The following is a 14,832-nucleotide window of genomic DNA, read 5'->3' as shown; positions in this document are numbered from 1 at the left end:
GGCTTGCCGGAATCTGCGAAGGTTTGTCTTGCAGAGCGGCAGGCCTCTTCCCATCTCGTTATAAGCGGGTCCGAAGGAGAGACCCACTTTTAGCGAGGACGTCTGAACATGAACCAATCTGCATTGATCCGTCCGGACTGGACGCCTGCGACGATTGCCATGATGGTGCTCGGTTTCGTGGTTTTCTGGCCGCTTGGCTTGGCCATGCTTGCCTACATCCTGTTCGGCGAAAGGCTGAAATCCTTCAAGAAGGATGCCAATTCGACCGTCGACAGCGTTTTCTCGTCGTTCAAGCGCGGCAGTGGCCGCGGCTTCTGCGGTCCGCAATTCCGCACCGGCAACGTCGCCTTTGACGATTGGCGCGAAGCAGAACTTGCCCGTCTCGACGAGGAACGCCGCAAGCTCGACGAAATGCGCCAGCAGTTCGACGACTATGTTCGCGAGCTGCGCCGCGCCAAGGACCAGGAAGAATTCGACCGCTTCATGCGCGAACGCAATTCCGGCGGTTCCGGCTCGGCACCGGGCTTCCCGGCGCACTGAACGCTACGGCCCGCCTGACGACAAACCGGTATCCACCTCGGATGCCGGTTTTTCTTTTGATATGTCGTCCGCCCCTCTTGCGGATCATGCGCCCATCAAACGAATCGGCTATCAATCCCTCATGTTCTCCCTGCTTCGAAAGTCGCGCCAGCCCAAGTCCCCGCCGCCGCCCGTGCAGCGGACGATTGACGTTGCCGGCAAGGCGATGCCGCTGACCATCCGGCAGAACGCGCGTGCCACGCGGATGACGTTGCGGATCGAGCCCGGCGGCCGTGCCTTGAAGATGACGATCCCGGCCGGGCTGCCGGAGCGAGAGATCAACGCCTTTCTCAGCCGGCACCAGGGCTGGCTGATGACCAAGCTGGCGCGGTTTTCCGGTGAAAGCGTTCTGGAAGAGGGCGGCACCATCCTGCTGCGCGGCATAGCCCACCGGATCGAGCGCACCGGCAAGCTGCGGGGGCTGACCGAAGCCGTCATCATCGACGGCGAGCCTGTGCTTCGCGTGAGCGGCGCCGAGGAGCATCTCCGCCGCCGGATCGCGGACTTTCTGAAGAAGGAAGCGCGCAAGGACCTGGAGCACCTGGTTGCGATCTATGCCCGCATGGTCGGCCGCAGGGTAAAGTCGTTGAGCTTCAAGGATACGCGCAGCCGCTGGGGGTCCTGCGCCGCCGATGGAAGCTTGAGTTTCTCCTGGCGCATCGTCATGGCGCCGCCGAAGGTGATCGACTACTTGGCCGCGCACGAAGTGGCGCATCTGCGCGAGATGAATCACGGGCCGGACTTCTGGGATCTTTGCGAGGAGCTTTGCCCGGCCATGGAGGATGCCAAGCGCTGGTTGAAGCGCAACGGCACGATGCTGCACGCGATCGATTTCGACTGACCGGCTCAGCGCCGATACTGGTTCCCCAGCGCTTCCCTGATCTTCTCGTCCGTCTTGTACTGGCTGAGCGCATAGACCGACCAGATCGCAGCCGGTATCCAGCCGATCAGCGTGACCTGCAGAATCAGGCAGACGATCCCGGCGATCGGTCGGCCGATGGTGAAGAACTGAAGCCAGGGCAGAAGGAGGGCAAGCAGAAGGCGCATGGGATTCTCCATTCGTTTGGATGGCGATATGGGGCCGCAGGCCAGCATTCGCAATGGTTGAAGCACTCTTGCCGCCACAGTTCGATGTGTTTTAGCTCGACTCGCGCCGCATTTCATGTCAGGTCGCTGTGCATGAAAACGGAAGTGAAAATTTGCGGGCTGAAGACTGCCGAGGCCGTGGATCGGGCCGTCGCGCTCGGTGCGCGCCATACGGGCTTCATCTTCTTTCCCAAGAGCCCGCGCAACATTGAACCCGACGATGCCGGCCGCTTGGCTGCCCGCATTCGCGGCAAGGCGAAGATTGTCGCGGTTACGGTCGATGCCGATAGCGACCTGCTTGACGAGATCGTCTCGGCGCTGTCGCCGGATATGCTGCAGCTTCACGGCAACGAAAGCCCCGAGCACGTCCTGACAGTCAAGGCCGTCTATGGATTGCCGGTCATGAAGGCACTCTCTATTCGCGACGCAGACGATCTGAAGCGGATCGAACCCTATATCGGCATTGCCGACCGGTTCCTGCTCGATGCCAAGCCGCCGGCAGGCTCGGAACTGCCGGGCGGCAATGGCGTCTCTTTCGACTGGCGCCTGCTCGATGCGCTTGACGAGGGCGTCGATTACATGCTTTCCGGTGGATTGAATGCGGGCAATATCGGCGAAGCCCTGGCGCTCACGGGCGCAAAGGCGGTCGATACCTCGTCGGGCGTCGAAAGCGCGCCGGGCGTCAAGGATCTGAAGCGCATGGAAGAGTTTTTCGATGCCGTTCTGCGCGCAGAGACGGCTATCGCCGGAAATGTAGCATTGGCAGGGAGAAGCGCGTGAACGAGACGCCAAAACTGAATTCGTTTCGATCGGGTCCCGACGAGGATGGCCGCTTCGGCATTTTCGGTGGCCGCTTCGTTGCCGAAACCCTGATGCCGCTGATCCTCGACCTGCAGGACGAGTGGAACAAGGCCAAGACCGATCCGGAATTCCAGGCGGAACTGAAGCATCTCGGCGCCCACTATATCGGCCGGCCGAGCCCGCTCTATTTCGCCGAGCGGCTGACCGAACACCTGGGCGGCGCCAAGATCTATTTCAAGCGCGAGGAACTGAACCACACCGGCTCGCACAAGATCAACAACTGCATCGGCCAGATCCTGCTTGCCAAGCGCATGGGCAAGACCCGCATCATCGCCGAAACCGGCGCCGGACAGCACGGGGTCGCCTCGGCAACGGTCGCGGCGCGCTTTGGCCTTCCCTGCGTCGTCTACATGGGCGCCACCGATGTCGAGCGCCAGGCGCCGAACGTGTTCCGCATGAAGCTGCTCGGTGCCGAGGTGAAACCGGTGACCGCCGGCTCGGGCACGCTGAAGGACGCGATGAACGAAGCGTTGCGCGACTGGGTCACCAATGTGGACAGCACCTACTATCTGATCGGCACGGCCGCCGGCCCGCATCCCTATCCGGAACTCGTCCGCGACTTCCAGTCGGTCATCGGCACCGAAGCGCGCGAACAGATGCTCGAGGCGGAAGGCCGGCTGCCTGACCTGGTCATCGCGGCTGTTGGCGGCGGTTCGAACGCGATCGGCATTTTCCATCCGTTCCTCGATGACGAATCGGTGCGGATCGTTGGCGTCGAGGCAGGCGGCAAAGGCCTGGAAGGCGACGAGCACTGCGCCTCGATCACCGCGGGTTCGCCGGGCGTGCTGCACGGCAATCGCACCTATCTGCTGCAGGACAGTGACGGGCAGATCAAGGAAGGCCATTCCATTTCGGCCGGTCTGGACTATCCGGGCATCGGTCCGGAGCATTCCTGGCTCGCTGATATCGGCCGTGTCGAATATGTGCCGATCATGGACCATGAGGCACTTGAGGCATTCCAGCTGTTGACCCGCCTGGAGGGCATCATTCCGGCGCTGGAGCCGAGCCACGCCATTGCCGAAGTGATCAAGCGCGCACCGAAAATGGGCAAGGACGAGATCATCCTGATGAACCTCTCCGGTCGCGGCGACAAGGACATCTTCACCGTCGGCAAGATTCTGGGTATGGGGCTGTAAGAGCATGACCGCACGCATGGACAAACGATTTGCCGATCTTGCTGCCGAAGGCCGCCCGGCGCTCGTCACCTATTTCATGGGCGGCGACCCGGATTTCGAGACGTCGCTGGCGATCATGAAGGCGCTGCCGTCTGCCGGTGCCGACATCATCGAACTCGGCATGCCCTTTTCCGACCCGATGGCCGATGGCCCGGCAATCCAGCTGGCCGGCCAGCGGGCCCTGAAGGGTGGACAGACGCTCAAGAAGACGCTGGAAATCGCCCGCCGTTTCCGCGCGGACGACCAGCATACGCCCATCGTCATGATGGGCTATTACAATCCGATCTATATCTACGGCGTCGAGCGCTTCCTCGACGATGCGCTGGAAGCGGGCATTGACGGCCTGATCGTCGTCGATCTGCCGCCGGAAATGGATGATGAGCTCTGCATTCCCGCGCTGAAGAAGGACATCAACTTCATCCGGCTGGCGACCCCGACCACGGACGACAAGCGGTTGCCCAAGGTTCTCGAAAACACCTCCGGTTTCGTCTATTATGTCTCGATGAACGGCATCACCGGGTCGGCCCTGCCGGACCCGTCGGTTGTCGGCGGCGCCGTGCAGCGGATCAAGGGCCACACGCAACTGCCGGTCTGCGTTGGTTTCGGCGTCAAGACAGCCGAACATGCGCGCGCGATCGGCGCTTCGGCCGACGGTGTGGTCGTCGGCACCGCCATCGTCAATCAGGTGGCATCCAGCCTGAGCGAAGACGGAAAATCGACAGGGGCGACGGTGCCGGGCGTGGAAGCCCTGGTGCGCGGCCTTTCCGCCGGCGTTCGTTCCGCACGACTTGTCGCGGCCGAATAATTGCCCACATTATGGGGCAGGACCGGTTTTAAATATTCAGGAGTTTGGATTTGAACTGGATCACTAATTACGTTCGACCGAAGATCAACTCGATGCTCGGACGCCGGGAAGTTCCGGAAAATCTCTGGATCAAGTGCCCGGAAACCGGCGAGATGGTGTTTCACCGCGATCTCGAGGAGAACAAATGGGTCATTCCCGCCTCCGGCTTCCATATGAAGATGCCGGCTAAGGCACGGTTGAAGGATCTGTTCGACGACGGCGTTTATGAGGCCTTGGCCCAGCCCAAGGTGGCCCAGGACCCGCTGAAATTCCGCGATTCCAAGAAGTATGTCGATCGCCTGCGCGACAGCCGCGTCAAGACGGACCTCGAAGACACGATCGTGGCCGGTCTCGGCCGCGTCCAGGGCGTCAAGCTGGTCGGCGTCGTGCATGAATTCAACTTCATGGGCGGTTCGCTCGGCATGGCGGCCGGCGAAGCGATCATCAAGGCCTTCGAAAGGGCGATTTCAGAAAAATGCCCGCTGGTCATCTTCCCGGCATCGGGCGGCGCGCGCATGCAGGAGGGCATTCTGTCACTGATGCAGCTGCCGCGGACCACCGTGGCCGTGCAGATGCTGAAAGAGGCCGGGCTTCCCTACATTGTCGTCCTGACCAATCCGACCACCGGCGGCGTTACGGCGTCCTATGCGATGCTGGGCGACCTGCACCTGGCCGAACCGGGCGCCGAAATCTGCTTTGCCGGCAAACGCGTGATCGAACAGACCATTCGCGAGAAGCTGCCCGAGGGTTTCCAGACATCGGAATATCTGATGGAGCACGGCATGATCGACATGGTGGTCAAGCGCCACGATATCCCGACAACGCTCGCCCGCGTGCTGAAAATCCTGATGAAGAAGCCGATGGATGCCGCCAAGTTGAATGGCAGCACGCCTTTGGCCGCCTTGCCGATTGCGGCTGCGGCCAGCGTTTAGGGGCCCGCGTTCGCCTCTGACGCAGGTGGATGTTGAGAATTTGAGTTTGTGGCGTTCTCGGCTCGCTCGATGGCGTGCAGCGCTCCAACGGCGGTTTGCAGGAGCGATGATGACGACAGCGCATGTCAGCGAGGCGGGTCAGGAGATCGACAAGCTCCTGGCCCTTCATCCCAAGGGCTTCGACCTGTCGCTCGACCGGATCACGCGGCTGCTTGAAGTGCTCGGCAATCCACAGGACAAGCTGCCGCCGGTCATCCATGTGGCCGGCACCAACGGAAAGGGGTCGGTGACGGCCTTTTCGCGGGCCATTCTCGAAGCTGCCGGCCTGAGCGTCCACGTCCATACCTCGCCGCACCTCGTCAACTGGCACGAGCGCTACCGTATCGGCAAGAAGGGCGGACGCGGCGCGCTGGTGAACGATACCGTGCTGGCAGACGCGGTCCGCCGCGTTGCGGCAGCGAACGGCGGGCAGAAGATCACCGTTTTCGAGATCCTGACGGCCGTCACCTTCGTGCTCTTTGCCGAACACCCCGCGGATGTGGCGATCATCGAGGTCGGCCTCGGCGGCCGCTTCGATGCAACCAACGTCATCAAGGCACCGGCCGTTTCCGTCATCATGCCGATCTCGCTCGACCATCAGGCCTATCTCGGCGACCGGGTTGAACTGATCGCCGCGGAGAAGGCCGGTATCATGAAACGCGGCTGCCCGGTGGTGATCGGGCATCAGGAGGAAGACGCCGCGCGCGATCTCCTCGTAGCGACGGCGGGGCGCCTCAGATGCCCGGTTTCCGTCTACGGCCAGGATTTCATGGCGCATGAGGAATACGGCCGGCTGATCTACCAGGACGAGGTCGGGCTTGCGGACCTGCCGCTGCCGCGCCTGCCGGGCCGCCATCAGCACGCCAATGCGGCCGCGGCAATCCGCGCCTGCCGGGCTGCCGGGTTTGATCCGACGGAAGAGGCGATCGAAACCGGACTGACGACTGTCGAATGGCCGGGCCGGCTCCAGCGCCTGACGGAAGGCAAGCTCGTTTCGATGGCGCCGAAGCGCGCGGAGATCTGGGTCGATGGCGGGCACAATCCCGGCGCGGGACAGGTCATTGCCGAAACCATGGCCAATCTCGAGGAGCGCGACCCGCGGCCGCTGTTCCTGATCATCGGCATGATCAACACGAAGGATCCGGTCGGTTATTTCAAGGCGTTCCGCGGGTTGGCCGAACAGGTTTTCACCGTGCCGATTCGCGGTTCGGATGCCGGGATCGACGCGGTGGCGCTGGCTGGCGACGCCGGCGAGGCCGGTTTCGAGGCGACACCGCTCGAGACGGTGGCGCAGGCCTTGGCGACCATCAGCGAGCTGTTTTCCGGCGATCCGGCATCGCCGCGTATCCTGATCGGCGGTTCACTCTATCTGGTCGGCGACGTCCTTGCCGACAACGGCACGCCGCCACGGTGATTTCCGATGGCCGCGAAGTCTCTTCGGCTGTGAAAAAGGCAAGCGAATGAACACCAATCCTGAATTGCCGATGGGCTATTCGCCGGTCCCACCGGGCAAGATCGCCAACGCGGTCACGTTCCTGGAGATGCGCCAGCCGGCGGAAAAGATTACGGCTGCCGACACGCCTCTGGTGCGGCTTACCTCCTCGGATCTGGAAGACTATCGGCGTCTGTTTCGGCTGATCGGCGAGGACTGGATGTGGGTGTCTCGACTTGAGATGGACGATGATTCCCTGCGGGCAATCCTCTCCGATCCTGCCGTCGAGGTGTATGCACTAACGGACGGGGAACGGCAGATCGGCCTGCTCGAGCTCGATTTTCGCGTGCCTGGCGAATGCGAGCTTGTCTTTTTCGGGCTGGCCAGGGAGGCGATTGGCAAGGGGGTCGGCCGCTGTCTCATGAACGAGGCGATCGCCAAAGCCTGGGCGCGGCCGATTGATCGTTTCTGGCTCCACACGTGCCACTTCGATCATCCGGCTGCCCTTGCATTTTACCAGAGATCGGGGTTTACGCCCTATGCGCTGATGGTCGAGGTCCATGACGATCCACGGCTGACGGGTGTGCTGCCAAGGACGGCAGCCCCCCACATCCCGCTGCTGGATGTCCCGCGCCACGACTGTGTGACGGGGTAGAACGCCCCGCGGCACCGGTGCAGTAGCCGACAAAAAAAGCCCGGTTTCCCGGGCTTTTCAAATGCATTCCAGAATCAGGAATTAAGCGGCAGCGTTGGAAATCCAGGACGACAGCGCGGTTTTCGGAGCGGCGCCGACCTTGATGTCGGAGACTTCGCCGGCCTTGAACATGGCAAGCGTCGGAATGGAGCGCACGCCGTACTGGGCGGCGATTTCCGGGTTTTCGTCGATGTTGACCTTGGCGACCTTCACCTTGCCGGCGAGTTCAACGGAAAGTTCTTCGAGACTCGGAGCAATCATCTTGCAGGGGCCGCACCATTCGGCCCAGAAATCCACGATGACCGGCTCGGCGGCATTCAGCACTTCATCCTGAAAATTGGAGGTATCGACTTTTACGGTAGCCATAGGCTGCTCCTTGTTTCGAAATCGGCGTTCTTCGAACGGTTGCTCAAGATGTGATAGCGGAACGCATCTTTTTCAATATTCGGTATCTCACTTCTTCGAGAGCTCCACAAGGCTCCTGTCCAGCATCTCCTGCGGCAAAGTCAGGACCGCCGGGCCTTCCGTATAAATCAGCGCGCATTGGAAGGCGTAATCGGGATAAAGCGGTTCGAGAAGCGAGCGATAGATCGCCAGCTGCGCCTTGTACACGAAGGGGACGTCTTCCGGCGAGGCGGGGATCTCCCGGTTGGTCTTGAAATCGGCGAGAACGACCGTCGTGCCGGAGACGGCGAGCCGATCGATGCGGCCGGAAACGGCGAAATCGCGCGTCCCGAGCGTCAACGTCCCCATCACCGACACTTCCGCGCGGCTCGTGTCTGAAAACAGTGCGGCGAGCTGCGGATGCTCGATTACGCTCAGCACCGAAGCCGTTAGCGCCTGCCGCTCGCTTGCGGACCAGCGGGGCACGGAACGAGCCAGGTAGCGCTCGGCGGCGGCCAGCCGTTCCTCGGGCGCGATCGACGGCAACACCTGCAGGAACCGGTGCAGGATCGCGCCGCGCAGCAGCGACCGGTTGGGCGCAACTTTTTGCGAGAACAGCGCCGAACCGACAATGGTGCCGGAATCGTCCTCGTCAATAACGGCGCCCGCACCGGAGGGGCTTAACGGACGGGGCAAATGTCGCTGCGGCGGCAGGGGCTGCAGAAGCGTGGCCGGCAAACCTGCCGGGCGGGCGTCGGCGGCTTCCTTGCCGGCATCCTGCGTCTTCAGGTCGCGCGTGACAGAGGACGTTTGCCACGAATAGCCCGTCCATTCCTGATTGCCTGCCGTGAAGGTTCGGGGCGTGCTGCGGCCGCGTTCGTCGCCGGACAGGCTGGTCGTGACCATGGCGTGCCAGCTTTCGGGATTGGCCCGCTTGCCCTGATAGCCACAGACGATCAGCCGGTCGGCGGCACGCGTCATGCCGACATAGAGAAGCCGGCGATATTCCTCTTCGGCCGCGATCTTCAGCCGGGCGGTATCCGCATCGATCAAGCTGTTGGACGCGGCACCCGGGGGCCGCCAGACGGGAAGCAGACTGTCAGTCTTGTGATCGTCCGGCTGGATCAGCCGAAGGCCCGAGACATGCTGCGAATTGAAGGCCTTGCCGCCGCCATCGACCAGGAACACCACCGGCGCCTCCAGCCCCTTGGCGGCATGCACGGTCATGATGCGCACTTCGTTGCGTTCCTTGTCCTGCTCGCGCTTGACCGTCGGCGCTTCCATCTCGAGACCCGAAATAAAGGCCTGCAGGCCCGGCAGACCGTTTTTCTCGTGATCGAGCGCAAAGGTCAGGAATTCATCGAGGATGTCGCTGACCTCCGTTCCGAGCCGGCCCAGGAACGCGGCGCGGCCGCCGTCATGGCCGAGGATACGGGCGTAGAAATCGTGGACAGGCAGGACACGCGACAATGCCCTGTACCGCTGCAGCTTTTGCAGAGGCGCATGGTAGCGGCTCGCCGCGTGGCCGCCGCATTCCTGCAGCCGTTGCCAGACGCTGACCGAGAGGGGGCGGTCGACTGCCAGATCCCGGACATCGTCTTCGCTCAGATTGAACAACGGGCTTTTGAGCACGGCGGCGAGCGAAAGGTCGTCCTGCGGCAGGAGCACGAAGCGTCCGAGCGCCATCAGGTCCTGCACGGCGATATGGTCGGTGAGAACCAGCCGGTCGGCTCCGGCAACCGGAATGTTGCGGCGCGTCTTCAAGGCCCGGGTGAGCGCATTGACGAAGGCATCGCGCTTGCGCACGAGAACGATGACGTCGCCCGGCTGCATCGGCCGCTTGACGCCCTTTTCGATCACCGTTTCCGTGCCGATCCAGTCGGCAAGCACGGCGGCGATGCGTTGAGCAAGAATATTAGCCGGCGCGTCCTCGGGCGTCGCATCAAAGGCTGCGGTCCAGTCATCCTCCTGAACGCTGTCGGCTGGTGCGATCGCATCCCACACTTCGACCAGGCCGGGATGACCGATGCGATTGGACGCATGCACGACGGCATCGCGCCGGGCGCTCAGCCCGCGCGCGTGCAGCGGATTTTCGAACACCGTATCGACGGCAGACAGGACATCCTCGGTGGAGCGGAAGGAAAGCTGCAGCCGGATCGGGCTGAAGGCCCGGCCGCTGTCACGGACGCGCTTCTCTGTCTCGATGCTCTCGTCCGAGAAGCGCTCCGGTCGAGCTCCCTGGAAGGAGTAGATCGACTGCTTCTCGTCGCCGACGGCAAACATCGTGCGGTTGTCGCTGCGGGCCGTTTCGCCGGAGAAGAAATCCTTCGCCAGCGACTGGATGATGGTCCACTGCACGGGGCTCGTGTCCTGCGCCTCATCGACGAGAATGTGGTCGATGCCCTGATCGAGCTTGTAGTGCACCCACGCGCTGACGTCACCGCGCGACAGCAGCGCCGCCGTGCGGTTGATCAGGTCGTCGAAATCCAGCTGGCTGCGGCTTTTCTTGATGTCCTCGTAGTCGGCGTTCAACCGGTCTGCGAGCGTGAGGGCGGCATTCGTCGCCTCGAACATTTCAAGCAGGCTAAGGCGGTCCATGGACGCGGCGATGTGTTCGCGCGCGGCAAGCACCAGCGGTTCAAGATCGGGCGCCTTGTCGCGAATCGGTTTCGACAGAAAGGCCGATTCCGCCCGCAGCTTGCCGCCCTGGGTATAGAAGAGGTCCCGGAGCGCATTGAAGCGCTGTAGCGGATCGGCGAGTTTTGCGACGGCACGCAGGCCTTCGGCGAACTCCGCAACCTTCGCCCCGCCGGCCGAAAGGGCGATGCCGATGTAACGCTCAAGCGCCGCGCCGTTCAAACCCTTCAAGGGCCAGAATCCGGCTATCGCTGTCTCCGATGTTTCGGTGGAGGCGAGACCGAGCGCTGCCCGTAGCGTCGGATCGATTCCACGATTGGCATCTTCAAGAAACGCCTGGATTGCCGTGCGGTTGGCGACAATCGCCGACAGCAGCTTTTCAAGTCCGGTATCGTCGGCAAGATCGAGAACCGTTGCAAAAGCTTCCGTCAGCTCGCGGTCATCCTCGGTTGCCGTGGCAGTCAAAAGCGCGCGACGCGCATCGGCGAGCAGCGTCGCCGAAGCGCGGTCGTCCAGTACCGAGAAATGGCCGGCGACATTGGCTTCCAGCGGAAACTGGTGCAGCAGCGCTTCGCAGAAGGCGTGGATCGTCTGGATCTTCAGCCCGCCCGGCGTCTCCAGCGCCCGGGCAAACAGGCGCCGCGCTTCCTGGCGTTTCAGGAGATCCGGTTTTTCACCCTCGATTGCTGCGATGCGCTCGTCCAGCGCGGCGTCGTCGAGCGTCACCCACTCGGCCAATCGTTCGAAGACGCGGTTGGACATTTCCGACGCGGCAGCCTTCGTGTAGGTCAGGCAGAGAATGGCAGACGGGCGGCAGCCGGACAACAGAAGCCGGATAACGCGCTGCGTCAGCACATGCGTCTTGCCCGAGCCGGCATTGGCCGCCACCCAGGCGGAGCGGGCAGGATCGGAAGCGAGCGCCTGCTTGGCCGATGTCCAGTCGAGCCAGGCCTGAGGTGAAGGTTCGAGAGGTCCGAAATGATCATCCCTCATTGCCATCCTCCTCGTCTTCCGCCGTCGCCCATTCGGCGACACGGGCAAGATGATCGTACTCTCCGCCGTAGTCGCGCTCTTTCTGCACGATCACGCGGGAGGCAAAGCCGTATTTGCCGTTCATCAGGGCGGTGAGGAGCCCTCTCAGTTCCTTCAGCGAATCGTCGGCCAGCTGTTCTGCCGACTTGGTCTGGACATTGGCGCGCGCCTTGGCGTGTTCGTTGTTGACTTCCTCTGGTTTAAATCGTTCGCCGGGTTTCAGGCGGACATAGACGAGCGATTGCGGATGCCGTGATCCAGCGTGCTTGAAGGCGCCGGCCTTCAGCGCGGCGGCCTCCAGCGCCAGCTGCGGATCGAGCAGCGCCCGCGCCTCGTTGACCGATGGGCTGGAACCGGTCTTGTAGTCGATCAGCACGGCGCAGCCATCGCCGAGGATGTCGATGCGATCGGCCATACCAGTCAATTTGATGTCGTGGACGCCGATTTCCATCGAGGCATAGAGTTCGGTGTAGGACTTGCGGATATCGGCATGCCGGGCGATTTCCCAATCGATGAACGCCTTGCCGACGGCGGCAAAGCGCGGCCGCCAGACGATGTCGATATGGGCGGGCAGGGCCTGTTCGTCGAAGGCCCCGTTGATCAGCCGGCTCATTTCCTGCGCCGCTTCGGGCGAGGCGGGATCGAGATTGGCGCGGACGAAACGCTCGACGATCTTGTGATAGAGCGTGCCGCGCTCGGCTGCGCCCGGGTCGCGGTTGAAGGGATCGATCGGCTGCAGCCGTAGGATTCGTTTGGCATAGATCGCATAGGGATCGCGCCTCAGGCGGGTGACTTCGCTGAAGGAATAGCTGCGAGGCTGCTGTTCCGGCGCAGGCTTCGGCTCCGGGCGGCTCGCCAGCGGTTGCGTAACGCCCTGGTCGAGCAGGCCCGCCCAATGATGATAATCCTTGCCGTTTTCGCGCAGTTTCGCTGCGAAATCATGACCGCCGACGGCGAGAAGCCGCTGCAGCCAGCGGGAGGCGACGGTCGGCGTGGCACCCTTGCGCATCGCCCGCGTCAGGATCAGCTTGCGGGTGCCGCAGGCCATCTGGAAATCATGGGCGAGCTGGCCGATGCGCCGCTCGGGCGGCTCCAGGCCGATGGATGTTTTCATGGTGCGCGACAGGAAGGGATCGTTGGACGTCTGGCCGGGCCATGTGCCCTCGTTCATGCCGCCGAGAACGACGAGGTCGACGCTTTGCAGGCGTGATTCCAGGGCCCCGAAAATGAACACGCGGGGATGGCGCATGGAACGTGGCTTGATCGCCTCGCTCGTTGAGAGCGCCTCCATGATGTCGCTCCATTGTGGCCCATCGGCCGTGAGCTGACCGTCGGTGTCGATGATGGAGCGCAGAAGCGTCGCCAAGGCTTCGCCGGCCTCACCCGACCACAGGCCGGCAAGGCTGCCGTGTTCGTCTACGGCGACTGCTTCCAGCGCCACGCCGGTCTTTTCCGCCCAGTCGGCAAGCGTCAGGGCCGCCGTCAGGCCGCGCCCGCTTCTGTGGTGGCGAACCAGCGTGCCAGCCAGAGGCTCCGCCGCGGCCGCAATGCGCCGGGCAAGGTCGCGCGCCTGCGCGATCGCGGCGTCATCGATCCGGCCTCGCCATTCCGGCAGATGTTTCTTTCCGGCCTCGTGCTGCAGCGCCTCATCGAAAAGAACCTCGAGTTCGGAAATATCGGCGCTGCCAGTACCACCGCGCAGCGCCATCAGTTCCAGCACTTCCGCCGCTGCATCCATGACCTCAGCCGGCAGGCCGAAGCGCGCCAGTGGATGCTTCAGCAGCGCTGTGATCGAGACCGGATCGCCTGGCCGCAGCGCGGCTTCGAGAAGCAGCCGCGTCACGCTGCCGGGGCCGGTGGCCGACAGCGGCGTACCGGCCGAATCGTCGGCCTCGATGCCGAAACGCAGCAGTTCTGCCGTCACCCGGCGGGCCAGGTTGCGATCGGGTGTGATCAGCGCGGCCTGGCTTTCCTCACTGCCGTGCAGGGCGAGCCGAAGGGCGACGGCGATCGCTGTCGCCTCCTCGCGCTCATTGGCGGTTTCGATCAGCGCCGCATCCGCAAAGGCCGCCGTCAGCCGGTGCTGATCGACGGCGGCACGCAAAGCTGTCCAGCCGCTCGTGGCCTGCACCGGCAAAAGCGCGTGGGATAGGAGTTCCGCACGATAGTCGAGGTCTGCGTCTGCCGTGCCGAGCGACACGACGTCATGGCGGTTGATGCCCATGCCCTTCAAGAGGCGAAAGAAGCCGTATTGCGGATGGCTGCGGCTTGCCGGATCACCGGCGAATTTCGCTGTTTCCGGCGCGATCGTTGCCCATTCGGCGTCACTCATCGTCCGGTCGAGACCGGGCAGCACGATCGTGCCGTTCGGCAGCTTCTGCACCGCGGCGATCAGCTTGGCCGTCGCGGGGATGGAGCCGGTGGATCCGGCAATGATGATCGGCCCGGTAACCTTGCCGGCGGCGATACGTTGCGTCTCGGCTTCGAGGATGGCGTTGCGGTGCCGGGCCGGCGAGGATTGCTTGAGCTCCTCCAGCCGCGCCGGCCAGTAGGTGCGGGCGATCCTGAGGAATTCGAGGGTCAGTTGCCACCACATCGCATGGTCGTTCGCGTCGAGATTGTCCAGCGCGTCCCAGTCCAGCTCTTCCGTCTCCATCGCGTCGATGATCTCGGCGAGATCGCGGGCGAGCCAGATCGCGTCGGCGGGGCTGGCGGGTGCAATCAGCGGGCTTTCCGCATGCACGTCCACCACGGCCTTCGGCAGCTGGTTGCGCCAGGCGAGAACGAGGCGGCCAAGCTCGATCAGCCGAGCTGTGTTGGGCAAAGGCGGAGCGAGATCAAGGATTGCGGGGATTTCCGCATCGAAGAAGCCGCTGTCGTCGTCGGTTTCGCCCAGCGCCCGGATTATCGGCAGGATCGCCGAGCGGCCGCCGAGGCAATCGACCAATTCAGAGCGCAAGACGCGCGCCGAGCGGCGGGTCGGCACGAAGATGGTGATGCCGGCAAGGGCAAGCGGATCGGCCTGCGCATAGCGGAAACCGGGCACCAGTTCACCCGAACACAGCTTTTCGACCAGCGTCTTCAGGAAGGGAAGACCCGGTGGAATGGTGAAGACGTTGGAAACGGTATCCACCACG

Annotated in this window: 12 protein-coding genes; 8 read left to right on the top strand and 4 right to left on the bottom strand. The window is 63.2% G+C overall.

What is annotated here, in order from left to right; genetic code table 11:
• Nucleotides 1–108: 108 nt before the first annotated feature.
• Nucleotides 109–540: a DUF2852 domain-containing protein gene (locus A3AY_RS0118460; protein ID WP_018327150.1), complete on the top strand. Its 432-nt coding sequence runs from the start codon at nucleotides 109–111 to the stop codon at nucleotides 538–540.
• 121 nt (nucleotides 541–661) lie between these two features.
• Complete coding sequence (locus A3AY_RS0118455; protein ID WP_026203586.1) at nucleotides 662–1,420, top strand: M48 family metallopeptidase; 759 nt, start codon at nucleotides 662–664, stop codon at nucleotides 1,418–1,420.
• Nucleotides 1,421–1,425: 5 nt separating this feature from the next.
• Here A3AY_RS0118455 and A3AY_RS0118450 read toward each other — a convergent pair whose 3' ends face one another.
• Complete coding sequence (locus A3AY_RS0118450; protein ID WP_018327148.1) at nucleotides 1,426–1,626, bottom strand: YqaE/Pmp3 family membrane protein; 201 nt, start codon at nucleotides 1,624–1,626, stop codon at nucleotides 1,426–1,428.
• Nucleotides 1,627–1,758: 132 nt separating this feature from the next.
• Here A3AY_RS0118450 and A3AY_RS0118445 point away from each other — a divergent pair, with 132 nt between their 5' ends.
• From A3AY_RS0118445 to A3AY_RS0118420, 6 genes are all read left to right on the top strand, one after another.
• Entirely contained in the window at nucleotides 1,759–2,445 is a 687-nt protein-coding gene (locus tag A3AY_RS0118445) for a phosphoribosylanthranilate isomerase (RefSeq protein WP_026203585.1), read from the top strand.
• Nucleotides 2,442–3,662, top strand: coding sequence for a tryptophan synthase subunit beta (gene trpB, locus A3AY_RS0118440; protein WP_018327146.1), 1,221 nt, complete (start codon nucleotides 2,442–2,444; stop codon nucleotides 3,660–3,662). The genes A3AY_RS0118445 and trpB overlap by 4 nt, the downstream gene beginning before the upstream one ends.
• A 4-nt stretch (nucleotides 3,663–3,666) precedes the next feature.
• Nucleotides 3,667–4,506 (top strand): tryptophan synthase subunit alpha, encoded by an 840-nt coding sequence (gene trpA, locus A3AY_RS0118435; protein WP_018327145.1) that lies wholly within the window; start codon nucleotides 3,667–3,669, stop codon nucleotides 4,504–4,506.
• A 50-nt stretch (nucleotides 4,507–4,556) separates the two neighbouring features.
• Nucleotides 4,557–5,477, top strand: a complete 921-nt coding sequence (accD, locus tag A3AY_RS0118430; protein WP_026203584.1) for an acetyl-CoA carboxylase, carboxyltransferase subunit beta — start codon at nucleotides 4,557–4,559, stop codon at nucleotides 5,475–5,477.
• A gap of 109 nt (nucleotides 5,478–5,586) precedes the next feature.
• Nucleotides 5,587–6,930, top strand: coding sequence for a bifunctional folylpolyglutamate synthase/dihydrofolate synthase (locus tag A3AY_RS0118425; RefSeq protein WP_026203583.1), 1,344 nt, complete (start codon nucleotides 5,587–5,589; stop codon nucleotides 6,928–6,930).
• Between the two features lie 46 nt (nucleotides 6,931–6,976).
• Nucleotides 6,977–7,603, top strand: coding sequence for a GNAT family N-acetyltransferase (locus A3AY_RS0118420; protein WP_018327142.1), 627 nt, complete (start codon nucleotides 6,977–6,979; stop codon nucleotides 7,601–7,603).
• An 81-nt stretch (nucleotides 7,604–7,684) separates the two neighbouring features.
• Here A3AY_RS0118420 and trxA read toward each other — a convergent pair whose 3' ends face one another.
• From trxA to addB, 3 genes are all read right to left on the bottom strand, one after another.
• The gene (gene trxA / locus A3AY_RS0118415) at nucleotides 7,685–8,008 is read right to left on the bottom strand and encodes a thioredoxin (RefSeq protein WP_018327141.1); all 324 of its coding nucleotides are present in this window, start codon (nucleotides 8,006–8,008) and stop codon (nucleotides 7,685–7,687) included.
• Nucleotides 8,009–8,095: 87 nt separating this feature from the next.
• Nucleotides 8,096–11,656 carry a double-strand break repair helicase AddA gene (gene addA, locus A3AY_RS0118410; RefSeq protein ID WP_018327140.1) on the bottom strand — a complete coding sequence of 1,187 codons (3,561 nt, stop codon included), beginning with the start codon at nucleotides 11,654–11,656 and terminating at the stop codon, nucleotides 8,096–8,098.
• On the bottom strand, nucleotides 11,646–14,831 hold the full coding sequence (gene addB / locus A3AY_RS0118405) for a double-strand break repair protein AddB (protein ID WP_018327139.1): 3,186 nt from the start codon (nucleotides 14,829–14,831) through the stop codon (nucleotides 11,646–11,648). Before addB ends, addA begins: the two co-directional genes overlap by 11 nt.
• Nucleotide 14,832 lies beyond the last annotated feature (1 nt).

It is taken from the genome of Rhizobium giardinii bv. giardinii H152 (assembly GCF_000379605.1).
Taxonomy (GTDB): domain Bacteria; phylum Pseudomonadota; class Alphaproteobacteria; order Rhizobiales; family Rhizobiaceae; genus Pararhizobium; species Pararhizobium giardinii.
The sequence above is the reverse complement of the archived record's forward strand: the minus strand, read 5'-3'. Positions and strand labels throughout refer to the sequence as shown.